Genomic DNA, 24,519 nt, shown 5'->3' on the forward strand with positions numbered 1-24,519 from the left:
GGATGCGCATCCCGGCCTCGTTCCCCACGACACGCCACGGAGATCCTCCATGACACCCCGATCCCTTTCGCTGTTCGGCCTGCTCGCCTTCGGCATGGCCATCGCGCAGGTCCACGCCGCCGGCACCGACGCCGCCGCCTGCACGCGCGCGTTGCAGCAGGCCTTTGCCGCTTCCGCCAGCGCGGCGACCCTGCCCGCTCCGTGCACGCGCATCGGCCCGGTCGCGCTGGGCATGCGCAAGCAACAGGTCCTGGCCGCGCTCGGCAAGCCGGACGTCACCCGCGCCGATGCCGCACACCCGCAGACGCTCAGCGTCGTATACCTGTACCCACGCGAGCTCAACGCGCAGCTGGCGCGCCATCCGCGTGCGGCCGGCACGCTCGTCCACAGCCAGTTGGCCGTGGGCTTCCGCAACGACCGGGTCACCAGCCTGATCGCCTTGGCCGATCCGAACGCCCCCCTGCCCTTCGACCTGCTCGGCGAGCCGGCCGGCACCCACGTCGACCGCCTGCTACAGGCGATCGGCGGCCGTCCGCAATGGAACGACAGCCGCGACTATGTGCAGTTCGCCGCCATGCCGCTGGGCGTGGACGTGGATCCGGATACCTCGGCCATCGTCGGGCTGAACATCGCAGCCAGCAAGGCGGACCTGGACAGCTTCGGCCTGCCCGGCCTGCAACTGCTCAAGGACGCGAAAAGCGGTTTGGTCAACGGCGTCCGCTGAATGTCGCCGTCGTCCCCGCGGCGCGGTGAGCGGCGTGCGCCGCAGCGCGGCGCCGGGCCGCAGGCACCGGAGCGGCGGCGCCACGAGACCTGCGCACGCGCCATCGCGGACAAGTCAGGCGCAGCGGCCGTGCGTGGCGGGGCGCAGCCGCCATCGCCACTGGCTCCCCGCCGCCATCGCGGCACCGGATCGTAAGCTTTGCTGCAGACCGGCCAGACCGGCGCGATCACCAGAAAGCACAAGGCCCCGCGCGAGCAGGGCCTTGGGCGAACGCAGACGCAGGCGTTGGCGAATCAGTCGCCCTGCTGCTTCTGCAGGTGTTCCCAGCGCTCCTGCGCATCGATGGTGCGCTCGGCGGTCAGGCGCGCCTCCAGGCGCTCCAGGCCGATCTCTTCGCCGGTATCCACGCAGTAGCCGTAGTCGCCGGCATCCAGGCGCTTGAGCGTGCTGTCGATCTTGCCGATCAGCTTGCGATAGCGGTCGCGGGTGCGCAGTTCCAGCGAGTTCTCGGTCTCGCGGGTGGCGCGCTCGGCCTCGTCGCCGATGTCGCGGACTTCGTCGCGCAGGTTCTCGATGGTCTGCTTGGATTCCTCGACCAGGTCGGCACGCCAGTTGAGCAGGCGCTGACGGAAGTACTCCTGCTGCAGCGTGCTCATGTACTCCTCGTCGCCGGCCGGCTTGTAGCCCTTGGGCAGGATCGGACGGCCGGTCGCTTCGTCGGTCTTGTACTCGACCACCTTGTACTTGGCCGGCTTGGCCGGGGTGTTGGACTTGGCGGTCACCGCGACGGCGACCTTGCCGGTCGGCTTGGCGATCGGCGCCTTGGGGGTGGATTCGGATTTGGTGGGGGTTTTCGCGGAGGATTTCGAAACGGACACGGGATTCTTATGTGACGGGGCCGAGGGCGCAGCGGGCTTGGCGGCGACCGGCTGGGAAACCGGGGCTGCGGCGGGCGTGGCGGCCTTGGCCGGGACAGACTTGGCCGGCGCCGGCTTGGCAGCCGGCTTCGGTACGGATTTGGCAACCGCCGGGGCGACCGGGGCGGTGGCCTGCTTTGGTTTCACTGCGGGCGTGGCCTGCTTGGCTGCGGCTGCCTGCTTGGCGACCGGCGCGGCGCTGGATTTGGCGGCGGCTTTCGCTGGCTTGGCGGCCGGCTTGGCCGGGGCCTTCTTGGCCGGCGCGGCGGCAACCGGCTTGGGCGCCGGCTTCTTCGCCACCGCCTTGGCTGGGGCCTTCTTGGCCGGCGCGGGCTTGGCTGCCGGCTTCGCCACCGGTTTCTTCAGCGGCTTGGCAGCAGCGGACGCCGTCGCCTTCTTGGCAACGGGCTGGACGGGCTTCTTGGCGGCCTTGACGGCCTTCTTTGCAGGTTTTTTAGCAGCCACGAATCGCTCTTCCTTGGTTTCCCCGGGGCCCGGGAAAGCGGGCCTTTATAGCCTACCCTACCCCCAGCGGCAACCACACCGTCTACACGCTAGTGAATGGCAGGCCGGCGAACGGCGGCCCCGTTGCGCAACTGGCATATCATGGACGGGTGATCGCCCGCGCTCTCATCGCCTTGCTGCACCTGTACCAGCGCTTCATCAGCCCCCTGCTGGGCCCGCGCTGCCGGTTCGTGCCCAGTTGCTCGGCCTACGCGGTCACCGCCATCGCCCGCTACGGCGCGCTGCGCGGGGGCTGGATGGCCGCCCGCCGCGTCAGCCGCTGCCATCCCTTCCATCCCGGCGGGTTCGACCCGGTGCCCGATCCCGCGGCGCCGCCGGCCTGCCGCTGCCCAGGAAAACACTGAATGTCCTCCTCCACCCTCATCGTCAACGCCCGCCTGGTCAACGAAGGCCAGGAAACCCAGGGCGACCTGCGCATCGCCGACGGCCGCATCGCCGCGATCGCCCCGCAACTGGCCGCCCGCGACGGCGAGACCGTGGTCGACGCCGCCGGGCGCTGGCTGCTGCCCGGCATGATCGACGACCAGGTGCACTTCCGCGAACCCGGCCTGACCCACAAGGGCGACATCGCCAGCGAGTCGGCGGCCGCGGTGGCCGGCGGCCTGACCAGCTTCATGGACATGCCCAACACCAACCCGCCGACTCTGGACGCGGCCGCGCTGCAGGCCAAGTACGACGCCGCCGGCGGCCGCGCCTGGGGCAACTACGGCTTCTACCTGGGCGCCAGCAACGACAATCTGGCGGCGATCCAGACCCTGGACCCGAAGACCGCGCCCGGGATCAAGGTGTTCATGGGCGCCTCCACCGGCAACATGCTGGTCGACAACCCGCAGACGCTGGACGCGATCTTCCGCGACGCGCCGACCCCGATCATCACCCACTGCGAAGACACCCCGACCATCGACGCGACCCTGGCCGCGTTCAAGGAAAAGTACGGCGACGCGCTGACCCCGGAGATGCATCCGGACATCCGCTCGCGCGAGGCCTGCCTCAAATCCTCCCAGTTGGCGGTATCGCTGGCGAAGAAGCACGGCACCCGCCTGCACGTGCTGCACATCTCCACCGCCGACGAACTGGCGCTGTTCGCGCCCGGCCCGATCCAGGGCAAGCGCATCACCGCCGAAACCTGCATCCACTTCCTGCGCTTCGACCGCGCCGACTACGCGACGCTGGGCAACCTGATCAAGTGCAACCCGGCGATCAAGGACGCCAGCGACCGCGAGGCGCTGATCCGCGCCCTGGCCGAGGACGTGATCGACGTGCTCGCCACCGACCACGCGCCGCACACCTGGGAAGAGAAGAGCAAGCCGTATGCGCAGGCGCCGTCGGGCCTGCCGCTGGTGCAGTACGCGCTGGTCGCGGCGCTGGAACTGGTGCACGAAGGCCGGCTCAGCGTGGCCCAGGTGGTGCACAAGTTCGCGCACGCGCCGGCGCTGCTGTTCGACGTGCACCAGCGCGGCTTCCTGCGCGAGGGTTACCACGCCGACCTGGTGCTGATCGACGACACCGCCTTCACCGTGCGCCGCGAGGACATCCTGTCCAAGTGCGGCTGGTCGCCGTTCGAAGGCCGCAGCTTCCGCTCCAAGATCGCCGCGACCTGGGTCAACGGCGAACTGGCCTGGGACGGTACCCGCCTAGTCGGCAGCCCGAACGGGCAGCGCCTGGCGTTCGACCGCTGATGCGGCGCGCACGCGTGCCGGGTGCCGCGCTGGCGCTCGGCCTGCTGGCGTCGGCGCTGGCGATGCCGTCGCTGCAGGCGCAGACCGGCACCGCCGCCAGCGCCGACACGCGCAGCGTGTTCCCGGCCAGCGCCTCGCAGGGTGCGTTGGTGATCGGCAAGGTGGCGCCCGGCAGCCGCGTGCAGTACGCCGGGCGTACGCTGCGGGTCAGCGGCTACGGCAGCGTGGTGTTCGGCATCGGCCGCGACGAACGCGGCCCGCTGCGGCTGCTGGTGCAGCGCGCCGACGGCGGCAGCGAGAGCATCGACATCGCGGTGACCCCACGCGACTGGCCGCTGGAACGCGTCAACGGCGTGCCGCCGAAGACGGTCAACCCGCCACCGGCGATCGCCGAGCGGATCAAGCGCGAACAGGCGCAGGTCACCGCCGCGCGCGACCGCGACGACGACCGCACCGACTTCGCCGCGCCCTTCATCTGGCCGGTGCAGGGCCGCATTAGCGGCCGCTTCGGCAACGCCCGCGTGTACAACGGGCAGCCCGGCGCCGGCCACTCCGGCATGGACATCGCCGTGCCCACCGGCACCCCGGTCAAGGCGCCGGCGGCCGGCGTGGTCACCTTCGCCGCGCCGGACCTGTACCTGACCGGCGGCACCGTGCTGCTCGACCACGGCTACGGGGTCAGCTCCAACTTCCTGCACCTGTCGCGGATCGACGTAAAGGTCGGCGACCGCATCGCCCAGGGCCAGGTACTCGGCGCGGTCGGCGCCACCGGGCGCGCGACCGGGCCGCATCTGCATTGGGGGATGAACTGGTTCGACGTACGCATCGATCCGCTGTTGGTGCTGGAGCGGACGAAGTAACAGCCTGGCGGTTCGCCTGCAGCGGCGCGTTCTTCGATCTCCGTGGCCGAGGCGTTCGTCTTGCGCGGTTCGACGTGCGCATCGATCCGCTGTTGGTGCTGGAGCGCACCAAGTAACAGCCTGGCGGTTCGCCTGCAGCGGCGCGCGGCGGCGCGTTCTTCATCTCCGTGGCCGAGACGTTCGTCTTGCCCGGCTCGATGTGCGCATCGATCGGTTGCTGGCGCTGAAGCGCACGAAGCGACTGCTTTTTTGTGGGAGCGACTTCAGTCGCGACGGGCCTTACTGGTAGAGCCCGTCGCGACTGAAGTCGCTCCCACAGAAGTCGCCTCCACAAATATCGAGGGGCGTTCGCCCCTTTTGTAGAAACGGCTTCAGTCGCGGCCGACGCAGCGGTGAACCTTCGGGCTTCGGACATGACATGGTCGCGGCTGAAGCCGCTCCTACAGTGCACACCGCAAGTACCCGCGCACCTTGTAGGAGCGGCTTCAGCCGCGACAGACACCATCCGCAAACGCACTTTCGCAGCTTACGAAACTCCTGCTTGAGCAGCCGGCGCTACGCCGGCGCATCCTCCGCCTGCAACAGCCGGCCCAGCACCACGTGCGAGGGGCTGTTGGCCAGATCCAGCGGCATCACCAGCTTGGGATTGGGGTGCGGCAGCGGCGTCGGCGTGGCATCGGCGGCCGCTTCCACCAGCAGCGAACCGTCGTCCAGCGCCTGCGTGGTAACAGGCAGCGGCTCCAGGCCCAGCCCGGCGCGCACCGCATTGGCGCGCGCGGCCAGTTCGTCGTCGCCGACCGCGGTCAGCGACGCCGCCAGCATGCCCGCCGGCGCGCCTTCCACCGCGGCCAGGCGCTGCGCCACGTCGCCGAGCGCCTGCTGCCGCTGCGGGTGCAACAACTGCCACACTTCCTCCCACAGCGCCTTCCAGTCCATGTCCGGAAACGGCAGGTGGGTCGGCCCGCTGAGCACGATCTGCGGCGCCAGCCGCCCGCTCGGCTGCGCGTCGCATTCGGCCAGGGCGCGATACACCACCTCGCTGCACACCATGTGCGAGGGATTGTCGCGGACCAGGTGGTCCAGCGCCTCGCGTACCACGATCCGCGCCAGCCAGTGCTGCGGCCACTTGCCGCGGATCGCCACCAGCACGCCCAGGGTGGCCAGGCTGTCGAGCGGATACGGCACGCCGAGCAGCGACTGCGCCTTGGCCAGCACGCTGGCGCGATCGGCATCGTCCAGCGCGACGCCGGCGTAGCTGAGCGGGCGGTAGGCGTCGATCAGCAGATAGTTGCCGGTATCGGCCAACCGTTGCTGCAGCGGATAGCGGCGCACGCCCTTGGCCGCGGCCTCGATGAGGTCGCCCTGGTCGGCCACGATCGCGGCATGGCTGTAGATGCTGTCGCCGCACCAGGCGATCAGTTCCGAAACCGGACCGCGGCCCAGCTGCAGCAAAATGTCGGCGACACGCAGTTGCGTGGAATCGATCGGGGAAACGGCGGGACGTGCGGTCATGGCGGCGACTCCTCGTGGGTGGACGTGATCGGGGATACGCTGACCCGGTTGCGGCCGGCGGCCTTGCTGGCGTAGAGCGCGGCGTCGGCGCGCTGCAGCAGCGACTCGATGCTCTCGCCCGGCTGCCATTGGGCCACGCCGACGCTCAGCGTGCATGACAGGGTCTGCCCGCCGTGCTGCAGCGGCTGTTCGTGCAGATGCCGGCGGATGTCTTCGGCCACGCGCTGCGCCGCGGCGAGCGTGGCGCCCGGCATCAACACCAGCATTTCGTCGCCGCCCTGGCGACCGAGCGTGTCGGTGCTGCGCAGGCGCGCACGGGCGCAGGCGGCGACCCAGCGCAGGCAGTCGTCGCCGGCGCCGTGGCCATGCACGTCGTTGATCCGCTTGAAGTGGTCGATGTCGATATAGGCCACGGCCAGCGGCTGCGCGGCGGCCGTTGCATCCAGCATCGCCTGCGCCAGGCGCTGCTGCATCGCCGCGCGGGTCAGCATGCCGGTGAGGCCGTCCACCGTCGCCAGCCGGTTCACCCGGTCGCGGTCGCGGCGCAGTTCCAGCATCTGCTCGGCCAGGCCGATCGTCACCAGCAGGCACGAAGTGGCCAGCGCCAGGCTGATGCCGTGCGCCACCCAGGGCGTGGCCTGGTCCAGGCGCAGCCATCCGCTCAGCTCCAGGCAGCGCAGCACGCAGAACGCCAGCAGCGGCGCCCACGACGCCAGCAGGTGCCAGGCATAGCGCTGCCCGCGCAAGGCCAGCAGCAGAGAGCACGGCAGCAGCAACATGGCGCTGACGATCAGCGTGAGGTTGCCGAGTAGGCTCAGCCAGGGCGCCGTCGAGACCACGCAGGCCGCGGCGATGCCCAGCAGGAAGGTGGCGCAAGCCCGCAGCACCCGGTCCAGCCGCGGCAGATGCCGGTGCATTTCCAGCTGCCGGCGCTGGAAGTTGATGATGAAGAAGCCGCCCAGCGCCGCCACGATCCGTATCGGCGCCGGCGAGGAAGCGAACAGAATGTCCAGGCCCGGCACCACCCGCGCTTCGCCGCCGATGCCCAGCAGGTACAGCAGCACGCACAGGACGTTGGCGGTGAAATAGCCATAGACCCGCTCGCGCAACCGCGCCCACAGCGCGATCGCCAGGATCGCCAGCACCGCGGTCGAGCCGATGATGAAGGCGCGCCAGCCGACGTAGTGCAGATCGTCGCGGTGCACCTGCGCCAGCGGTGCGATCGACACCGGCATCGGGACCGCCGCCGGCGCGTGTACCCGCAGCCACACCGAGGCGCCCTGCGGCAGGCCGTGCGGCAGCGCGATGACCAGCGCGCGGGTCGAATAGCGCAGGTCGGCGTCGGCGCCGTACAGCGCGTGCCGGGTCGGCGTGGCCTGGCCCGGCACCCAGGCTTCGACCCGGGTCAGATACGGCGCCTGCAGCACCAGTTGCGGATCGCCGTCGCTGCCGATCGCGCGGTCGGCGCGGACGCGCCACCAGGTCGGCGTCTTCAGCGGCTCGTACAGGGCGCTGCCATGCGCACCGTCCTGCAATTGCGCCAGATGCGCCCCCGTCACCACTTCGGCGGCGGGCGGATCGGCCGGCAGGCGTTGCAAGTGCACATGCTGCGCGAACGCGGCTTCGGCCACGCATAGGCACAGCAACAGCAGCCAGCGCGAGCAACGGCACAAACGCGTCATACGTCGATCAGGGCCTGTCGGCGCGACGGGGATGGGCCATGTCGCGGTGTCCGGCGTGCGACCGCTGGCGCCTGCCGCCGCAGCCGGCGCACCGCGCGTCGGCGACGCGCGCCCCCGCCTGGACGACGGCCACGGCAGACCGACGGAACGCGCTTGAGCGCGCCCGATGCGGCGGCATCGTGCGCTCGCTCATCGGCCTACATCCCACTCGGTCTTCCTCGTCGCGTCCGCGCCAACACGGCGTTGCCCGTCCCGCACCGGACTGACGGCCCCCTGAAATCTGCACCCGAGCATAGCGCAGCCGCCGCCACCGATCGTATCCAAATGCGGCCGCGGACCGAACCTGCGGCAGCCATGCTGCTTTGCGGTATAACCGTAAAGCGGCCTGCGTAAAAACGGCCGGCACCGGCGCGCAATGCGCAATCGCAGTCCCCGCGGTGGTTCGCCGCGGCGTTCGCTCTCCCTCCCCCCGTCCAGGAGATGTGCGCAATGACGATCGACAAGCTCAAACCCACCCTCGGCACCCTGCACCTGTGGGGCATTGCCGTAGGCCTGGTGATCTCCGGCGAATACTTCGGCTGGAGCTACGGCTGGGGCGCCGCCGGCACGCTCGGCTTCCTGGTCACCACGGTGCTGGTGGCGGTGATGTACACCTGTTTCATCTTCAGCTTCACCGAATTGACCACCGCCATTCCCAACGCCGGCGGCCCGTTCGCCTACAGCCTGCGCGCGTTCGGCACCGCCGGCGGGATGATCGCCGGCATCGCCACGCTGATCGAGTTCGTGTTCGCGCCGCCGGCGATCGCGATGGCGATCGGCGCCTACCTCAACGTGCAGTTCCCGACCCTGGACCCGCGTCTGGCCGCGGTCGGCGCCTATGCCATCTTCATGACCTTGAACATCCTCGGCGTCGGCATCGCCGCCACCTTCGAACTGATCGTCACCGTGCTGGCGGTGATCGAGCTGCTGGTGTTCATGGGTGTGGTCGCGCCGGGCTTCAGCGTGGCCAACTTCGCGCGCGGCGGCTGGGCCGGGTCGGACAACTTCAGCCTGGCGGCGGTCGGCGGCATCTTCGCCGCAATCCCGTTCGCGATCTGGTTCTTCCTGGCGATCGAGGGCGCGGCGATGGCCGCCGAGGAAGCCAAGGATCCCCGGCGCACCATCCCGCGCGCCTACATCGCCGGCATCCTGACCCTGGTGACGCTGGCGTTCGGAGTGATGATCATGGCCGGCGGTGTCGGCGACTGGCGCACCCTGTCCAACATCAACGATCCGCTGCCGCAGGCGATGAAGGCGGTGGTCGGGCACAACTCGACCTGGCTGCACATGCTGGTGTGGATCGGCCTGTTCGGCCTGGTGGCCAGCTTCCACGGCATCATCCTGGGCTATTCGCGGCAGTTCTTCGCGCTGGCGCGCGCCGGCTTCCTGCCGCACGGCCTGGCCAGGCTGTCGCGCTTCCGCACCCCGCACCGGGCGATCCTGGCCGGCGGCGTGGTCGGCGTGGCGGCGATCTACAGCGACGGGCTGGTGCAGGTGCAGGGCATGTCGCTGACCGCGGCGATGATCACCATGTCGGTGTTCGGCGCGATCGTCATGTACATCATGAGCATGCTCAGCCTGTTCAAGCTGCGCCGCGCCGAGCCGCAGCTGGAACGCAGCTACCGCGCGCCGGGCTATCCGCTGGTACCGGCGCTGGCGCTGCTGCTGGCGCTGGTGTGCCTGGCGGCGATGGTGTGGTTCAACGCGCTGCTGGCGCTGGTATTCCTGGGCCTGATGCTGCTCGGTGCCGGCTGCTGCGCGCTGAGCCTGCGCGGCAACGGCGGCATCGCCGCCGCCGAGGCCAGCGGCGAGGCATGATCGAGGACACGGCGCCCGCCGCGCGCGGGCGCCTGCAGGAGAACCCGGTATGAGCGGTTTCGCACATAGCGTCGGCGGCCAAACCTGGCGCTTCGACGACCTCAAGGACCTGCTGGCCAAGGCCACGCCGGCGCGCTCGGGCGACCGCCTGGCCGGGCTGGCCGCGACCAGCGAGCCGCAGCGGGTGGCGGCGCAGATGGCATTGGCCGACTTGCCGCTGCGGCACTTCCTGCACGAGGCGGTGATTCCCTACGAAGACGACGAGGTGACCCGGCTGATCGTCGACAGCCACGACGCGGCCGCGTTCGCGCCGGTGGCGCATCTGACCGTCGGCGGCTTCCGCGACTGGCTGCTCAGCGAAGCGGCCGACGAGGCCGCGCTGGCGGCGCTGGCACCGGGCCTGACCCCGGAGATGGCCGCGGCGGTGTCCAAGCTGATGCGGATCCAGGACCTGGTGCTGGTGGCGCAGAAGATCCGCGTGGTCACCGCGTTCCGCAACACGCTCGGATTGCGTGGGCGCCTGTCCACGCGCCTGCAACCCAACCATCCCACCGACGACCTGGCCGGCATCGCCGCCAGCGTGCTCGACGGGCTGCTGTACGCCAACGGCGATGCGGTGATCGGGATCAACCCGGCCAGCGACAACACCCAGACCATCTGCGAACTGCTGAAGATGCTCGACGCGGTGATCGCCGGCTACCAGATCCCGACCCAGGCCTGCGTGCTGACCCACGTCACCACTTCGATCGAGGCGATCGAACGCGGCGTGCCGCTGGACCTGGTGTTCCAGTCGATCGCCGGCACGCAGAAGGCCAACGCCAGCTTCGGCATCGACCTGGCGCTGCTGCAACAAGGCTACGAGGCCGGGCTGAGCCTCAAGCGCGGCAGCGTCGGCGACAACGTGATGTATTTCGAGACCGGCCAGGGCAGCGCGCTGTCGGCCGACGCGCACCACGGCGTGGACCAGCAGACCTGCGAGGTACGCGCCTACGCGGTGGCGCGCCGCTTCAAGCCGCTGCTGGTCAACACCGTGGTCGGCTTCATCGGCCCCGAATACCTGTACGACGGCAAGCAGATCATCCGCGCCGGCCTGGAAGACCACTTCTGCGGCAAGCTGCTCGGCGTGCCGATGGGCTGCGACATCTGCTACACCAACCATGCCGAAGCCGACCAGGACGACATGGACGTGCTGCTGACCCTGCTCGGCACCGCCGGGATCAACTTCATCATGGGCATCCCCGGCTCCGACGACGTGATGCTCAACTACCAGACCACCTCGTTCCACGATGCGCTGTACGCGCGCCAGGCGCTGGGCCTGCGTCCGGCGCCGGAGTTCGAAGCCTGGCTGGAACGGCTGGACATCCTGCGCCTGGACAACGGCCGCTTCCGCCTCGGCCACGAGCCGCCGGCCGCGTTCCGGCGCGCGCTGGCGCAACTGAACTGAGCCGGCCGCGCATGCACGACGACAGCGACCGCCCTGCCCGCGCCGATCCCTGGGCCGCGCTGCGCCGGCTGACCCCGGCGCGCATCGCCCTGGGCCGCACCGGCACCAGCCTGCCGACCGCGGCGCAGCTGGATTTCCAGTTCGCGCATGCGCAGGCGCGCGACGCGGTGCATCTGCGCTTCGATCCGGCGCCGCTGGCCGCCGCGCTGGACGCACGCGGCCGCGATCACGTCGTGCTGCGCAGTGCCGCGGCCGACCGCCACGTCTACCTGCAGCGCCCCGACCTGGGCCGGCGGCTGAGCGAGGATGCGGCCAGCGAACTGCGCGGCCGCATCGCGATGCAGCGCCGCAGCTACGACCTGGCCGTGGTGGTGGCCGACGGGCTGTCGGCGCTGGCGGCGCATCGCCATGCCACGCCGATGCTGGAACGCATCGACGCGCTGGCCGCGGCCGAAGGCTGGACCCTGGCGCCGGTGGCGCTGGTCGAACAGGGGCGTGTGGCGATCGGCGACGAGATCGGCGAACTGCTGGATGCGCGCATGAGCGTGGTGCTGATCGGCGAGCGCCCCGGCCTCAGTTCGCCGGACAGCCTTGGGCTGTACTTCACCTACGCCCCGCGCGTGGGCCTCAACGACGCCTGCCGCAACTGCATCTCCAATGTGCGCGAGGCCGGCCTGAGCTATGCGCAGGCCGCGCACAAGCTGGCCTGGCTGATGCGCGAGGCGTGCCGGCGGCAGCTGTCGGGCGTGCAATTGAAGGACCAGGCCGACACGCCGGCGCTGTCGGCCACCGACGAGGCGGCGCCCAAGTCGCTGGGCAATTTCCTGATCCCGGAGTGAGCCGCGCCCTGCCCGTCCACGCGATGAGCAGGGCCGGCGCAGACGCATCGGTGCGCGCGCACGCCATATCCAGGCAAGCATCGGCGCTGCGCGCGGCCCGGCTTGCGCAACGCGTCTTCATCGACGCTGCCGGCACCGGCGCCATCCCCCGAATCCTGGCCAGACACCCCTCAGGCGTCGCGCAGCGCCGTGGCGCAACGCAGCAGCCGGAGCGAAGCACTAGCGCTGCCGCCGGCTGACCTGGGATCCGCTTCCGCCCAAGCACAGCAATCCATCACACAAGCTGTGCCGGCGGACCCAATACCTGGAAACGCCTACGGCGCCAAACCGTGATCGCTCCGCCACAACCGCGATTTGGCTGCGGCATCGAACGGCAGCACGCCGAGGCGCGCCTAGCATTCGCGCCGGCCACGCCATGGCCGCCGATCGCCTCCATGCGGCCGTCGAATGACACCGGTATCAATCCGTCGACGACGTTGCAGCCGGGGCGCAGCAGGTCCCATCCCAAACCCGAGAGCACACGCCATGACCGCATCGCGCTGGTTCCAGATTCCCGCCACCCTCGCCCTGGCCGGCGGCGCCATCGCCACCGCCTGGGCGCTGACCGGTACCGCCTCCCGGCCGCAACTGACCAGTTCGGAAGCGGCCAACCAGACCGTCGCCAAGCACCTGGCCCAGGCCGGCACCATCGGCGCACTGACGACCGACAACTGGAACCCCAGCGCCGGCGTCGCCCTGCTCACCGCCGACTACGCGGTCGCCGTCGACGGCTCCACCCGCTACCGCACCGTACAGGCCGCGGTCGATGCCGCGGTCGCGGCTGGCGGCACGATGCGGCGCTACATCAGCGTCAAGCCCGGCACCTACAGGGAAGTGGTCTGCGTGCCCGCGGCGGCGCCGCCGATCACCCTGTTCGGCCTGGGCAGCGCGCCGGCCAACACCACCATCAGCTTCGGCAACGCCAACCCGACGCCGAAACCCAGCGGCAGCGCCACCCATCCCTGCGCCAGCAACGCGTCCAGCACCACCGTCGGCACCTCCGACAGCGGCACCGTCACCGTGCGCGCGGCGCAGTTCCAGGCGCGCAACCTGGCGATCGTCAACAGCTACGTCGAGGACACCTACGCCAGCAGCAACCAGTCGGCGGTGGCGCTGGCGCTGCGCGGCGACAAGGCGGTGCTGGAGAACGTAGTGCTCACCGGCAACCAGGACACTCTGCTGGTCAGCGCCGGCAGCGCCAACGCGGTGATCCGCGCGTTCTTCAAGGGCGGCAGCATCGAGGGCGACACCGACTTCATCTTCGGCTCGGGCGTGGCCGTGTTCTCCGGCAGCACCATCCGCTACACCGCCGTGCGCCGCGGCGCCGGCAACGGCGGGGTGATCTTCGCGCCCAGCACCCGCCCCGGCAGCGGCTACGGTTTCCTGGCCGTGGCCAGCACCTTCGATGCGGTCGGCAGCCCGTCGGCGAACACCGTGTACCTGGGCCGCGCCTGGGACGAGAGCGTCGGCAGCCTGTCCAACTACGTCAACGGCAGCTCGCCCAACGGCAAGGTGGTGATCCGCGAGTCCAGCCTGGGCGCGCATGTGCGCAAGAGCGCGCCATGGAACGCGTCCACGGTCGGCCGCCCTTACTGCAGCAGCGGCTGCACGCAATCGGCCAACCGCTTCTTCGAGTACGCCAACAGCGGCGCCGGCAGCGCCAACTAGGGCGCCGCCGCCGCTCCCGCTCGGGCACGCCACGAACACACCGCAGGAAGCCAACATGCGTCAGCGCCCGGGGACGACGCGGCCCCGGGCGCGCGCAGGAACGCGGCTGCGGCCGTGCCCGGCGCTCAGCCCAGGCCGGCCCACCAGGCGCGCCACAGCGTGGCCATCTGGCTCGGCGGCTTGCGCGCGGCGCGGGCCTGCTGCGCGATCCGCGCACGCGCCAGCGCCGACACGATGCGCCGCGGCCGCGGCCCTTCCACGCGCCGCGGCCAGCGCTGCAGCAAGGTCTGCGCCCAGCGCTGCTGCGCCTGCGCCGCCTCGCCGCCGCGCAGCGACAGCGGCACCGCGGCGATGCCGGCGTCGGCCAGCCGCTGCGCCAGTACCTGCGTGGCCAGCGCCGCCGCCGCGTCGCGCTGTCCCTCGAACAGCGCGCATTCGACCTGCGCCGCGGCCAGCGCGAACGCCTCCAGGCGCTCGTAGGCATGCGCCGGATCGGCCGCGGCCGCGCGCGAGGCGAGCAGCCCCGGCAAGGCCTCGGCCAGTTGCGCCCATGGCGCGGCGACCGGCTCCAGCACCCGTCCCAGCGGATGCCGTGAGCGCTGCCCGGCCCAGCTGCGCAATTCCTCGCCCCACCACGCCAGCTTGGCGTCGGCCGGCAACGGGTCGCCGGCGATGTTGAGGATGTCGTCGAATTCCTGCAGCAGCGCGAACCAGGCCACCGCGCGCGTGCGCTGCTGCTCCGGCACGAAGGTCTCGGCCACCGTCCATTCCGGCCAGCGGCTGCGCCATTTGTCGAGGAAGGCATCCAGGGCGGAGGTACTGCTCATGCGATCGCGGAATTCCGGAAGGTCAGGGGTGTTGCGACGCGCCGGGCCAGGCGCTCGCATCGAACAGGTCGGACGGCGCGGCGACCAGCGCATCGGCGCGCCAGGCCAGCGGATCCTCGCCGTCCAGGCGATAGCCCCACAGCACCGCCACCGAGGCCATGCCGGCGGCGCGCGCAGCGAGGATGTCGCGTTCGTCGTCGCCGACGTAGACGACCTGCTGCGGCGGCACGTCGATGCGCTGCGCGGCGACCTGCAGCGGCAGCGGGTGCGGCTTGCGCTCGGCCAGCGTGTCGCCGCCGATCAGCACCGCGCAACGCCGTTCCCAGCCCAGCTGCGGCAGGATCAGCCGCGCCAGGTATTCGGGCTTGTTGGTGACGATGCCCCAAACGCAGCCGGCGTCCTCCAGCCGCTGCAGCAGCGCCGCGATGCCGTCGAACAGCTGCGAATGCCGGCCGATCAGCATTTCGTACTGGCGCAGGAAATCGGGAATCAGCGCATCGCGCTCCGCGGCCGGCAACTCGGGAAAGGCGACGCCCAGCATCGCCCGCGAGCCCTTGGACACCACCGGACGCAGCTGCTCCAGGGTCAGCGCATCGCGCCCGCGGTCGGCCAGCAGCGCATTGGCCGCGGCCAGCAGATCCGGCGCGCTATCGAGCAGCGTGCCATCCAGGTCGAACAGCACCGCGCGCGGGAAATTCCGCGATGCCGCGGCCTGCGGCGGCTGAGCGCCGCGATCCTGGCTTCGAGAATCGGAAGGCATCACGCGCACGCACACCTGCTGTTGCCAATCCCGAATCCCGACTCCCGAATCACGGCTTCACCGCACACGCCAGGTAATTCACCTCGGTGCGCGTGGACAGCCGCGCGCGGTTGCGCCACGGCTCATACAGCATGCCGCTGACGTCGTGCAGCTGCAGCTCGGCCTGGCGCAGCCAGGCCGCCAGTTCGGCCGGCTTGATGAAATCCTGGTAGCGGTGGGTGCCGGTGGGCAGCAGCCGCGCCACGTACTCGGCGCCGACGATGGCCAGCGCGAACGCGGCCGGGGTGCGGTTGAGCGTGGACAGGAACAACTGGCCGCCGGGCTTGAGCAGGGTCGCGCAGGCGCGCACGATCGCCGCCGGATCGGGCACGTGCTCGAGCATCTCCATGCAGGTGATCGCGTCGAAGCTGCCCGGGCGCTCGGCGGCCAGGTCCTCGACCGACTGCACGCGGTAGTCGACCTCTACCCCGGATTCGAACTGGTGCAGCCGCGCCACCTTGACCAGTTCCGGCGACAGGTCGATCGCGGTGACCTGCGCGCCCTCCTTGGCCAGCGCCTCGCTGAGCAGGCCGCCGCCGCAGCCCACGTCGAGCACGCTGGCGCCGCGCAGCCGCAGCCGCTCGGCGACGTAGCGCAGGCGCACCGGGTTCAGCGCGTGCAGTGGTTTCTGCGGGCCGTCGGCGTCCCACCAGCGGGTGGCCAGCGCGCCGAATTTGTCCAGTTCGGCCTGATCGAAATTGGCGGACGTATTGGAAGCGGAAGCGGTCATAACGGCGTCTCGGTTGGGCCGCGCGCGGATCGCGGCACGGCAGTAAAGCGGATCAGGCGTGCACGCTGCGGATGCGTTCGCGCCATTGCCGCGCGTTGGCGACCAGCGCGTCGGTATCCATGTCCACCAGCACGCGCTGCTCGAGCTTGCGCTGGCCGGCGATCCACACATCGCTGACCTGCTGCCGGCCGGCCGCATAGACCAGTTGCGACAGCACGTTGTGCAGCGGCTGGGTCTCCAGCGCCGACAGGTCCACGCAGATCAGGTCGGCCTGCTTGCCGACCTCGATCGAACCGATCTTCTCGCCGAAGCCGAGCGCGCGCGCGCCGCCCAGCGTAGCCGCGCGCAGCGTGGTGGCCGCGTCCAGCGCGGTGGCGTCGTTGGCCACCGCCTTGGCCAGGATCGCTGCGGTGCGGTTCTCGCTGAACATGTCCAGGTCGTTGTTGCTGGCGCAGCCGTCGGTGCCGATCGCCAGGTTCACGCCCGCGCGCTGCAGCGCGCAGGCCGGGCAGAAACCGGAGGCCAGCTTGAGATTGGATTCGGGGCAATGCACCACGCTGACCCCGCGCTCGGCGCACAGGTGGATCTCGGCGTCGGTGAGCTGGGTCATGTGCACCGCGATCAGGCGGTCGTTGACCAGGCCCAGCCGGTCCAGCCGCGCCAGCGGGCGCTGGCCGTACTGCTTGAGCGAATCGGCGATTTCCTGCGCGGTCTCGTGGGTGTGCAGGTGCACCGGCACGTCGAGCTGGTCGGACAGCATCCGCACCCGCTCGAAGTTGGCGTCGTTGACCGTGTACGGCGCGTGCGGGGCGAAGGCGATGCCGATCAGCGGATCGTCGCGCCACTGGTCGTGCACCTCGCAGGCGCGTTCGAAGTATTCGTCGGAGGTCTTGGCCCAGGCGGTCGGGAAGTCGATGATCACCGTGCCTACCCGCGCGCGGAAACCGTGCTGCTTGTACACCGCGGCCTGCACGTCGGAGAAGAAGTAGTTCTCGTTGGCGCAGGTGGTGCCGCCGCGCAGCATCTCGGCGATCGCCAGCGCGGTGCCGTCGGCGACGAACTCCGGGCCGATCACCGCGGTCTCCACCGGCCAGATGTGCTGCTGCAGCCACACCATCAGCGGCAGGTCGTCGGCGATGCCGCGCAACAGCGTCATCGGGTTGTGGGTGTGCGCGTTGACCAGGCCCGGCAGCAGCGCCGCGTCCGGGCGCGACACGGTGCGCGCGGCGGAAAAGCGCGCCCGCGCCTCGGCGATCGGCAGCACCGCGACGATCTCGCTGCCGCGCACCGCCACCGCGTGGTCTTCCAGCACCACCGCATGCGGCTCGATCGGTACCACGTAGCCGGCTTCGATCAGCAGGTCGCAGGATTCGGGGATGGAGGTCATCGCAATGCTCTGGGGAAAGGAAAGAATCAAGTCGCCGCGGCGGCCTGCAGGATGCGCCGCCGGTACACGCGCATCACCACCCACTGCAGCACGAACACCGCCACGAAGCCCAGCCGCCCGAGTACCGGAGCGACCATCGCCAGCGGGATGCACAGCGCGAACACCACCGGCGCGACCGCCACGCGCAGCGTCATCGCCCGCGCCTGCAGCGCGCCCAGCCGCTGCACCAGGCCCTCCTTGCGCACCGCGTAGGCATGCATCAGGAAGGCGGCCACGCCGATCGCGGCAAGATGCGCGCAATACACCGCGAACGCCTGGTGGCTGCCGAAATAGTCCGAATACAGCGCGGTTGAAAACGGCAGCAGGCCGATCAGTAGCAGCTGCAGCACGTTGAGCCAGATCAGCCGGTCGTCGAACTGGCGGATATGCCGGCACAGCTGCAGGTGCGACTTCCAGAACAACGCGGTGACCAGGAAGCTGACCGCGAAGCCGATGAACAGCGGCAGCATCTGGTCCAGCGCGGCCAGGATGCCGCCGGCGGCCTCGACCTGAGCATGCCCCGGCACCTTGATCTCCACCGCCAGCAAGGTAATGGCGATGGCGAACACCGCATCGCTGAAGAACACGACGCGGTCGTGCGGGTACTTGGCATCGGCGCTGTCGGCGTGGCTCATGGTCGCGGGAATTCCTGGAAACGGAACGGATCGGCCGCGATCGCCGCACGGCGATTCGGCATTGCATGGGTGTGGCGGCCGCACGCGGCGAACGCATGCGACCGGTGCCGTCCACCGCAGCCGCTGGCGGCTGCCGGCGGGCGGCCACGTGCCGCCCGGCCGCGCGGGCCGTCGGCTTACTTGACGCGCGAGAAGTACTCGCCCGAGCGCGTATCGACCTTGATGATTTCGTCCTGGCCGACGAACAGCGGCACCCGCACCACGGCGCCGGTTTCCAGCGTGGCCGGCTTGCCGCCGCCGCCGGAGGTGTCGCCGCGCACGCCGGGGTCGGTCTCGACGATCTTCAGTTCGACGAAGTTCGGCGGGGTGACCTGGATCGGGGTGCCGTTCCACAGCGTCACCACGCAATCCTCCTCGCCCTTGATCCACTTGGCGGCGTCGCCGACGCCGGTCTTGTCGGCCTGCACCTGCTCGAAGGTTTCCTGCTGCATGAAGTGCCAGTACTCGCCGTCGGTGTACAGGTACTGCATGTTGGTGTCGACCACGTCGGCCGCTTCCAGGCTGTCGGTCGCCTTCATGGTCAGTTCGACCACGCGCCCGGACTTGATGAAGCGGTACTTGATGCGGGTGAAGGCCTGGCCCTTGCCCGGCTTGACGTATTCGGTATCGGTGATGATCGCGGGCTCGCTGTTGACCAGGATCTTCATCCCGTTCTTGACGTCGTTCATGCCGTAGCTGGCCATCTGAAACTCCTCGGGTAAGGCAAACCCGCCGCGTTCGGCGGCCGGCCGGATAGAATGGAAAGCCCCGCCGCAACCGGCGGGCACTCGTTTTATGACCGCATATGATAACCGCAGCCCCCGCCCGATGCAGCCGTCCCCGTCCCCGCCGTCCTGGCCGCGCCGCGCTGGCAGCAGCTGTGGCGCGATGCCGTGCGCGACCCGCGCGAGTTGCTGGCGCTGCTGGGGCTGGACCCGCAGGCGCTCGGCGTCTCCGAACAGGCTGCGACGCAGTTCGCGCTGCGCGTGCCGCGCGGCTTCGTCGCACGCATGCGCCATGGCGACCCGCACGATCCGCTGCTGCGCCAGGTGCTGCCGATCGACGCCGAACTGCGCCGGGTGCCGGGTTTCGCGCTGGACGCGGTCGGCGACGCGGCGGCCAAGAAGGCCGACGGGGTGATCCAGAAATACCGCGGCCGCGCGCTGCTGGTCGCCACCGGCAGCTGCGCGGTGCACTGCCGCTACTGCTTCCGCCGCCACTTCCCGTATGCCGAGGAAACCGCCGCGCGCGACGGCTGGCGCGAGGCGGTGGCGGCGATCGCGGCCGATCCGGACATCGACGAGGCGATCCTGTCCGGCGGCGACCCGCTGTCGCTGGCCACGTCCAAGCTGGTCGAACTGACCGAGGCGCTCGCGGAAGTTCCGCATCTCAAACGCCTGCGCATCCATAGCCGCCTGCCGGTGGTGCTGCCCGAGCGCGTCGATGCGCCGCTGCTGGCCTGGCTGCGCGCGCTGCCGTGGCCGGTGGCGTTCGTGATCCACGCCAACCACGCCAACGAATTCGACGCCAGCGTAGATGCCGCACTGGCGCAGCTGCGCGATGCCGGCGCGCAACTGCTGAACCAGGCGGTGCTGCTGCGCGGGGTCAACGACAGCGTCGCCGCACTGGCCGCCTTGAGCGAGCGCAGCTTCGCCGCCGGCGTGCTGCCCTACTACCTGCACCAATTGGACAAGGTCGAAGGCGTGGCCCATTTCGAAGTGGACGACGCCACCGCGCGTGCGCTGCACCAGGCCCTGGCCGCGCGGCTGTCCGGGTATCTGGTGCCGAAGCTGGTGCGCGAGATCCCTGGCGATACCGGCAAGCGCGCGCTCTGAGGGGCCGGGATTCGGGATTTGGGATTTGGGATTGGGGATTCGGAAAAGCGGGTTCCGGTGCGCGATATCCTGGAAGAGCTGGGATTGGGGATTCGGGATTGGGGATTCGGAAAAGCGGGTTCCAGTGCGCGATAGCCTAAAAGGGCGCAAATGGCGTCTCTAATGGGGGGCTTACCGGCTTTCGCTTCTCCGAATCCCCAATCCCGAATCCCCAAATCCCAGCTCTCAAAGGGACCTCGATGAATGCCTTGACCAAGACCTGGCGCCGCCGGCGCTGCCGTTTCGGACTCGCGGCGCTGCTTGTGGCGGCCGCAAGCGCAGCGGTCGCGGCGGAGCCGACCCCGGCCGCCGGCTCCAACCCGATCGTCCGCGACACCTTCACCGCCGACCCCGCGCCGCTGGTGGTCGGCGACACGCTGTATCTGTACGTCGGCCACGACGAGGCGCAGCGCGACGAGATGTTCACCATGCGCGAGTGGCTGGTGTATTCGACCAAGGACATGAAGACCTGGACCGCCCACGCCCCGATCATGAACGTCAAGGATTTCAAATGGGCCAAGCAGGATGCGTGGGCATCCCAGGCGATAGAAAAGAACGGCAAGTTCTATTTCTACGCGGCGGTGGAGCATGACGCCACGCATCCGGGCAAGGCGATCGCGGTGGCGGTGGCGGACACGCCGACCGGCCCGTTCGTGGACGCGCGCGGCTCGGCGCTGGTCACCAACGAAATGACGCCGAAGGGCACGCACAGCTGGGAAGACATCGACCCGACCGTGCTGACCGACGACGACGGCACCACTTGGATCGCCTGGGGCAACCGCCAGTGCTATCTGGCCAAGCTCAAGCCCAACATGATCGAACTCGACGGGCCGATCCGCGAGATCACCCCGCCGCATTTCGAGGAAGGCCCGTGGCTGCACAAGCGCGGCGATCTGTATTACCTGACCTATGCCTCGCTGGACCGGGCTACACAGCGCGATGAACACGTGTCCTATGCGACCGCGCCCGCCATCACCGGGCCGTGGACCTATCGCGGCGAACTGACCGGTTCGGGCAAGTACAGCTTCACCATCCATCCTGGCATCGTCGAGTTCAAACGGCACTGGTACCTGTTCCTGCACAACGCGACTTTGGCGATCGGCGACTTGAACGGCGCCATCGGCCGGCGTGCGGTGACGGTGGAGTACCTGCATTACAACCCGGACGGCAGCATGCAACCGGTGCGGCAGAGCGAGGCCGGCGTGTCGATTCCAGACGTGATGCGATGATGCACCGCCTTTTGTAGGAGCGGCTTCAGCCGCGACGGGCGTTACTGACGATACCTGTCGCGGCTGAAGCCGCTCCTACAAAAAAAGCGGGCGCGCTCGTGGGAATCGGGACCGCGCCTAGTCGCGCGGCATGCCCTCGTTCGCCAGCAGTTGCCGGAACTCGGCGGCGCTGAGCGGATGGCTGAGCCAGAAGCCCTGCCCCAGTTCGCAGCCGCGCTCGCGCAACAGCTCGAACTGCACTTCCTGCTCGATGCCCTCGGCGACCACGGTGATGCCCAGCGAATGCGCCATGGCGATGATCGCGGTGGTCAGCGCCAGGTCGTCGGGGTCGCGCTGCAGGTCGGCGACGAAGCTCTTGTCGATCTTGACCCCGTCCACCGGCACCTGGCGCAGGTGGCTCAGCCCGGAGAAGCCTGTGCCGAAATCGTCCAGCCACACCTTGACCCCGGTGCGGTGCAGCCGTGCCAGCATGCTCGCGGCCTGCAGCTCGTCGCCGATCACCGCGGTCTCGGTCAGTTCCAGGTGCAGTTGCGCCGCCGGCAGCCCGGATTCGTGCAGGCAGTCGGCGACGATTTCCGGCAGATCGCCGCTGCGCAGCTGCCGCGGCGACACGTTGACCGACACGAACAGGTCGCGGCTGCCGTCGAAGCGCTGCCATTGCGTGGCCTCCATGCAGGCCGCGCGCAGCACCTTGGGGCCGATGCTCTCGATCAGCCCGCTCTGCTCGGCCACGTCGATGAACACCGTCGGCGAGATCGTGCCCAGCGCCGGATGCTGCCAGCGCAGCAGCACCTCCACGCCCACCATGCGCCGGTCCAGGGTGCGGAAGATCGGCTGGTACACCAGCTTCAGTTCGTCGCGGTCCCAGGCGCCGCGCAACTCGTGCTCCATGTGCACGCGCCGCTCCACCGCATAGTCCATCGCGCGACTGTAGAAACGGTGGCAGTTCTTGCCGGCCAGCTTGGCCTGGTACATCGAGATGTCGCCGTTCTTCAACAGCGCCGAAGCGTCCTCGGCATCGCCGGGATAGACGGTGATGCCGATCGAGGTACCCATGAACACCTCGCGGTCCTGGATCCGCAGCGGCTCGCGCAGCTCTTGCACCAAGCGCTCGGCCAGGCCGGTGGCGACCTGCACCACGTGCTCGTCCTCGACCAGGATCACGAACTCGTCGCCGCCGAAGCGCGCCAGAAGCGCGTCGTGCCCACCCAGTTGATCCACCGCCAGCTGGATGCGCCGCGCGAACTGCAGCAGCGCCTCGTCGCCGGCCTCGTGGCCGAGGGTGTCGTTGATCCGCTTGAAGTCGTCGATGTCGGCGAACAGCAGCGCCAGGCGCCGGTGCGAGGCGCGTGCCGACAGCATGCGGTGGTCCAGCGCCTCGCGGAACGCGAGCCGGTTGGTCAGCCCGGTCAGGGCATCGGTATACGCCATGTGGCGCACGTCGCGGTCGTGGCGCGCGATCGCCTCGCTCATGCGCCCGAACGCGCGCAGCAGTTCGCTGACCTCGTCGTGGCGGCCGCTGTCGCGGCGCTCCACCACGTAGTCGCCGGCCTCGATCTGGCGCGCGGCCGCGGCCAGCCAGCGCACCGGCGCCACCAGCGTGCGCTGCACGTAGATCGCCACCATCACCGCGGTCAGCCCCAGCGCCGCCAGCAGCAGCAACAGCCAGCCCAGGTGGCGCTTGCTCAGCGCGTCCAGGCGTTGCGCCAGGTTCTCGCCGGCCTTGCGCTCGTAGACCAGCGCCCGCGTCCAGGACATGCCCACGCGCACCCCGCCCACGCGCTGGTCGCCGATCATGATCGGCATCGACACGTCCAGGATCTCGTCGGACTCCTGCGCCAGCAGGCCGTTGGCCTTGATCGCCGCATCGGCCATCGGGCCGCGCATGCGCTGGCCGTAGCCGGGCAGATCGTCGCTGCCGTCGTGGATCAGGCGCCCTTCGGCGTCGTACACCAGCACGTAGGCCACCGCCACGTAGCCCAGCGCCGCGCGCACCTGGGTGCCGATCGCGTCCAGGTCCGAGTAGTACACCGGATTGGCCAGCGAATCGGACAGCTGCCGCGCCAGGGTTTCGCCGCGGGTACGCATGCTGCGGTCGAACAGGCCGTGGATGACGTTGCCGCTGAGCGTGCGCACCTCGTTCTGCATCGCCGCCTGCCGCTCCAGCATCAACCCCAGGATCGCCATGATCAGCAAAGCGGCCACGCCCATCGCCAGCAGGAACCTGGCCTGCAATCCGAAACGCAGCCTCTTCATTCGACTTCCAGCTTGACCTGCGCAACGCCGGCACGCAGTTGGTCCAGCCGCTTCTGCGAGGCCCGGTCGACCGGGTAGAAGCCGGAGGTGCCGAAGAACTTGTGCAGCGCGGCGCTGCCCTGCGGGTCGTCGGCGGCTTCCAGCAACACCTCGCGCAAGCGCGCCTCCACCGGCGAGGCCAGGTCGCTGCGCACCATCTCCACCGCGCGCGGGAACGGCTCGGTGCGGTAGATCACTCGGAAATCGCGGCGGAACGCCGGCGGCACGCGGCGGTCGTCGTCCCAGTCCAGGTTGCTCAGCGCGCCGGCGTCGACCAGGTGCTTGTGCACGTAGGAGGCGATGTTGAGCTCGGAGCGCGCGAACACGTAGCCGACCGTGTTCGCCGAGGCCTGGTCCTTCGGCGAGAGCAGGATCTCCGGATGCAGATCGTGCTCGAACAGGGTCATCATCGGCACCAGGTAGGCACTGGTGGACAAGGTGCTCTGCAGCGCCAGGGTGCGGCCCTGCAGGTCGTGCAGAGTGTGCACCGGCCCGTCGCGGCGCACGAAGAACACGGTGTGGTAGTCGCGCACGCCGCTGCGCTCGGTCAGCAGCAGCGGCCGCACCCCGCCGCGCTGCTGCAGCGCCATCGCGGTGGCCGCGGTCTCGGTGACCCAGTCGACGCGGCCGCGGCGCAGGTAGCTGCTCATCTGCTGGCTGTCGCGGGCCATCAGGATCTGCCCGGAGGTGATGCCGACGTCGCGCATGCGCGGCACCACGTAGTCCAGCAACGGCTTCAGCTGCTCGTAGTGGGCCTTGGGGTTGTCGCTGATGCGGCCCAGGACCAGCACCGTCGGACGCGCGTGCGCCAGCCCAGGCCAGCAGATCGCCAGCGCCAGCCACACCATGACGAAACGCCACCGCGAGTTTTGCAAACCACATTCCCCATGTAGAGGCTATAAGCCTAGCCGAAAGCGTC

Annotated in this window: 20 protein-coding genes and 1 pseudogene; 10 read left to right on the plus strand and 11 right to left on the minus strand. The window is 69.8% G+C overall.

Annotated features, from left to right (window positions below):
* The first annotated feature begins 49 nt into the window (after window positions 1–49).
* Window positions 50–724: a secreted signal peptide protein gene (locus tag HEP73_RS13645; RefSeq protein WP_185820393.1), complete on the plus strand. Its 675-nt coding sequence runs from the start codon at window positions 50–52 to the stop codon at window positions 722–724.
* Window positions 725–1,017: 293 nt separating this feature from the next.
* Here the strand turns inward: HEP73_RS13645 and dksA are convergent, their stop codons facing one another.
* Complete coding sequence (gene dksA / locus HEP73_RS13650) at window positions 1,018–2,106, minus strand: RNA polymerase-binding protein DksA (RefSeq protein ID WP_185820394.1); 1,089 nt, start codon at window positions 2,104–2,106, stop codon at window positions 1,018–1,020.
* A 131-nt stretch (window positions 2,107–2,237) separates the two neighbouring features.
* On the opposite strand from dksA, the gene yidD reads away from it, so the two are divergent.
* Genes yidD through HEP73_RS13665 form a run of 3 tightly spaced genes read left to right on the plus strand, consistent with a single transcriptional unit; the run spans window position 2,238 to window position 4,705 of the window.
* A complete protein-coding gene (gene yidD / locus HEP73_RS13655; protein ID WP_185823424.1) occupies window positions 2,238–2,510 on the plus strand; it encodes a membrane protein insertion efficiency factor YidD in 273 nt (90 codons plus the stop codon).
* A complete protein-coding gene (locus HEP73_RS13660; RefSeq protein WP_185820395.1) occupies window positions 2,511–3,845 on the plus strand; it encodes a dihydroorotase in 1,335 nt (444 codons plus the stop codon). It abuts the gene before it with no gap.
* Window positions 3,845–4,705, plus strand: a complete 861-nt coding sequence (locus HEP73_RS13665; RefSeq protein WP_185820396.1) for a M23 family metallopeptidase — start codon at window positions 3,845–3,847, stop codon at window positions 4,703–4,705. Before HEP73_RS13660 ends, HEP73_RS13665 begins: the two co-directional genes overlap by 1 nt.
* A gap of 555 nt (window positions 4,706–5,260) precedes the next feature.
* On the opposite strand, the gene HEP73_RS13670 is transcribed toward HEP73_RS13665, so the two are convergent.
* Window positions 5,261–6,217 carry a C40 family peptidase gene (locus tag HEP73_RS13670; RefSeq protein ID WP_255423499.1) on the minus strand — a complete coding sequence of 319 codons (957 nt, stop codon included), beginning with the start codon at window positions 6,215–6,217 and terminating at the stop codon, window positions 5,261–5,263.
* Window positions 6,214–7,899 (minus strand): sensor domain-containing diguanylate cyclase, encoded by a 1,686-nt coding sequence (locus tag HEP73_RS13675; RefSeq protein ID WP_185820397.1) that lies wholly within the window; start codon window positions 7,897–7,899, stop codon window positions 6,214–6,216. Before HEP73_RS13675 ends, HEP73_RS13670 begins: the two co-directional genes overlap by 4 nt.
* 489 nt (window positions 7,900–8,388) lie before the next feature.
* On the opposite strand from HEP73_RS13675, the gene eat reads away from it, so the two are divergent.
* From eat to HEP73_RS13695, 4 genes are all read left to right on the plus strand, one after another.
* Complete coding sequence (gene eat, locus HEP73_RS13680; protein ID WP_458309622.1) at window positions 8,389–9,756, plus strand: ethanolamine permease; 1,368 nt, start codon at window positions 8,389–8,391, stop codon at window positions 9,754–9,756.
* Between the two features lie 49 nt (window positions 9,757–9,805).
* Entirely contained in the window at window positions 9,806–11,200 is a 1,395-nt protein-coding gene (locus HEP73_RS13685) for an ethanolamine ammonia-lyase subunit EutB (RefSeq protein ID WP_185820399.1), read from the plus strand.
* 11 nt (window positions 11,201–11,211) lie between these two features.
* Complete coding sequence (gene eutC / locus HEP73_RS13690) at window positions 11,212–12,039, plus strand: ethanolamine ammonia-lyase subunit EutC (protein WP_185820400.1); 828 nt, start codon at window positions 11,212–11,214, stop codon at window positions 12,037–12,039.
* Between the two features lie 525 nt (window positions 12,040–12,564).
* Window positions 12,565–13,746: a putative acyl-CoA thioester hydrolase gene (locus HEP73_RS13695; RefSeq protein ID WP_185820401.1), complete on the plus strand. Its 1,182-nt coding sequence runs from the start codon at window positions 12,565–12,567 to the stop codon at window positions 13,744–13,746.
* A gap of 125 nt (window positions 13,747–13,871) precedes the next feature.
* On the opposite strand, the gene HEP73_RS13700 is transcribed toward HEP73_RS13695, so the two are convergent.
* The 6 genes from HEP73_RS13700 to efp form a co-directional block, all read right to left on the minus strand.
* Window positions 13,872–14,573 carry an isoprenoid biosynthesis enzyme family protein gene (locus tag HEP73_RS13700; RefSeq protein WP_185820402.1) on the minus strand — a complete coding sequence of 234 codons (702 nt, stop codon included), beginning with the start codon at window positions 14,571–14,573 and terminating at the stop codon, window positions 13,872–13,874.
* A gap of 22 nt (window positions 14,574–14,595) precedes the next feature.
* Window positions 14,596–15,333, minus strand: coding sequence for a phosphoglycolate phosphatase (locus HEP73_RS13705; protein ID WP_185820403.1), 738 nt, complete (start codon window positions 15,331–15,333; stop codon window positions 14,596–14,598).
* 49 nt (window positions 15,334–15,382) lie between these two features.
* Complete coding sequence (gene ubiG, locus HEP73_RS13710; protein ID WP_185820404.1) at window positions 15,383–16,102, minus strand: bifunctional 2-polyprenyl-6-hydroxyphenol methylase/3-demethylubiquinol 3-O-methyltransferase UbiG; 720 nt, start codon at window positions 16,100–16,102, stop codon at window positions 15,383–15,385.
* 52 nt (window positions 16,103–16,154) lie between these two features.
* On the minus strand, window positions 16,155–17,489 hold the full coding sequence (locus HEP73_RS13715) for a TRZ/ATZ family hydrolase (protein WP_185820405.1): 1,335 nt from the start codon (window positions 17,487–17,489) through the stop codon (window positions 16,155–16,157).
* A gap of 26 nt (window positions 17,490–17,515) precedes the next feature.
* Window positions 17,516–18,163: a TMEM175 family protein gene (locus tag HEP73_RS13720; protein WP_185820406.1), complete on the minus strand. Its 648-nt coding sequence runs from the start codon at window positions 18,161–18,163 to the stop codon at window positions 17,516–17,518.
* 176 nt (window positions 18,164–18,339) lie between these two features.
* On the minus strand, window positions 18,340–18,906 hold the full coding sequence (gene efp, locus HEP73_RS13725; protein WP_003466096.1) for an elongation factor P: 567 nt from the start codon (window positions 18,904–18,906) through the stop codon (window positions 18,340–18,342).
* Between the two features lie 91 nt (window positions 18,907–18,997).
* Between efp and epmB the strand changes: the two are divergent.
* Together epmB and HEP73_RS13735 are read left to right on the plus strand one after the other, a co-directional pair.
* Window positions 18,998–20,037 (plus strand): annotated as a pseudogene (gene epmB / locus HEP73_RS13730) (EF-P beta-lysylation protein EpmB).
* 248 nt (window positions 20,038–20,285) lie between these two features.
* The gene (locus tag HEP73_RS13735; RefSeq protein WP_255423502.1) at window positions 20,286–21,305 is read left to right on the plus strand and encodes a glycoside hydrolase family 43 protein; all 1,020 of its coding nucleotides are present in this window, start codon (window positions 20,286–20,288) and stop codon (window positions 21,303–21,305) included.
* Window positions 21,306–21,422: 117 nt separating this feature from the next.
* Here HEP73_RS13735 and HEP73_RS13740 read toward each other — a convergent pair whose 3' ends face one another.
* Both HEP73_RS13740 and HEP73_RS13745 read right to left on the minus strand, forming a co-directional pair.
* Entirely contained in the window at window positions 21,423–23,561 is a 2,139-nt protein-coding gene (locus HEP73_RS13740) for a putative bifunctional diguanylate cyclase/phosphodiesterase (protein ID WP_185820408.1), read from the minus strand.
* Window positions 23,558–24,448, minus strand: a complete 891-nt coding sequence (locus HEP73_RS13745) for a phosphate/phosphite/phosphonate ABC transporter substrate-binding protein (protein ID WP_185816623.1) — start codon at window positions 24,446–24,448, stop codon at window positions 23,558–23,560. The genes HEP73_RS13740 and HEP73_RS13745 overlap by 4 nt, the downstream gene beginning before the upstream one ends.
* Between the last annotated feature and the right edge of the window lie 71 nt (window positions 24,449–24,519).

The sequence above is a fragment of the Xanthomonas sp. GW genome (assembly GCF_014236815.1).
Taxonomy (GTDB): Bacteria; Pseudomonadota; Gammaproteobacteria; order Xanthomonadales; family Xanthomonadaceae; genus Xanthomonas_A.

Excerpts from the sequence above, each read along its gene's own strand:
- ubiG (WP_185820404.1), bottom strand. The coding sequence starts at position 16,102 with ATGACCGCTTCCGCTTCCAATACGTCCGCCAATTTCGATCAGGCCGAA.
- HEP73_RS13715 (WP_185820405.1), bottom strand. The coding sequence starts at position 17,489 with ATGACCTCCATCCCCGAATCCTGCGACCTGCTGATCGAAGCCGGCTAC.
- efp (WP_003466096.1), bottom strand. The coding sequence starts at position 18,906 with ATGGCCAGCTACGGCATGAACGACGTCAAGAACGGGATGAAGATCCTG.
- HEP73_RS13645 (WP_185820393.1), top strand. The coding sequence starts at position 50 with ATGACACCCCGATCCCTTTCGCTGTTCGGCCTGCTCGCCTTCGGCATG.
- HEP73_RS13665 (WP_185820396.1), top strand. The coding sequence starts at position 3,845 with ATGCGGCGCGCACGCGTGCCGGGTGCCGCGCTGGCGCTCGGCCTGCTG.
- HEP73_RS13720 (WP_185820406.1), bottom strand. The coding sequence starts at position 18,163 with ATGAGCCACGCCGACAGCGCCGATGCCAAGTACCCGCACGACCGCGTC.
- HEP73_RS13745 (WP_185816623.1), bottom strand. The coding sequence starts at position 24,448 with ATGGTGTGGCTGGCGCTGGCGATCTGCTGGCCTGGGCTGGCGCACGCG.
- HEP73_RS13700 (WP_185820402.1), bottom strand. The coding sequence starts at position 14,573 with ATGAGCAGTACCTCCGCCCTGGATGCCTTCCTCGACAAATGGCGCAGC.
- HEP73_RS13675 (WP_185820397.1), bottom strand. The coding sequence starts at position 7,899 with ATGACGCGTTTGTGCCGTTGCTCGCGCTGGCTGCTGTTGCTGTGCCTA.
- HEP73_RS13670 (WP_255423499.1), bottom strand. The coding sequence starts at position 6,217 with ATGACCGCACGTCCCGCCGTTTCCCCGATCGATTCCACGCAACTGCGT.
- HEP73_RS13685 (WP_185820399.1), top strand. The coding sequence starts at position 9,806 with ATGAGCGGTTTCGCACATAGCGTCGGCGGCCAAACCTGGCGCTTCGAC.
- HEP73_RS13695 (WP_185820401.1), top strand. The coding sequence starts at position 12,565 with ATGACCGCATCGCGCTGGTTCCAGATTCCCGCCACCCTCGCCCTGGCC.
- HEP73_RS13660 (WP_185820395.1), top strand. The coding sequence starts at position 2,511 with ATGTCCTCCTCCACCCTCATCGTCAACGCCCGCCTGGTCAACGAAGGC.
- eutC (WP_185820400.1), top strand. The coding sequence starts at position 11,212 with ATGCACGACGACAGCGACCGCCCTGCCCGCGCCGATCCCTGGGCCGCG.
- HEP73_RS13740 (WP_185820408.1), bottom strand. The coding sequence starts at position 23,561 with ATGAAGAGGCTGCGTTTCGGATTGCAGGCCAGGTTCCTGCTGGCGATG.
- HEP73_RS13705 (WP_185820403.1), bottom strand. The coding sequence starts at position 15,333 with ATGCCTTCCGATTCTCGAAGCCAGGATCGCGGCGCTCAGCCGCCGCAG.
- eat (WP_458309622.1), top strand. The coding sequence starts at position 8,389 with ATGACGATCGACAAGCTCAAACCCACCCTCGGCACCCTGCACCTGTGG.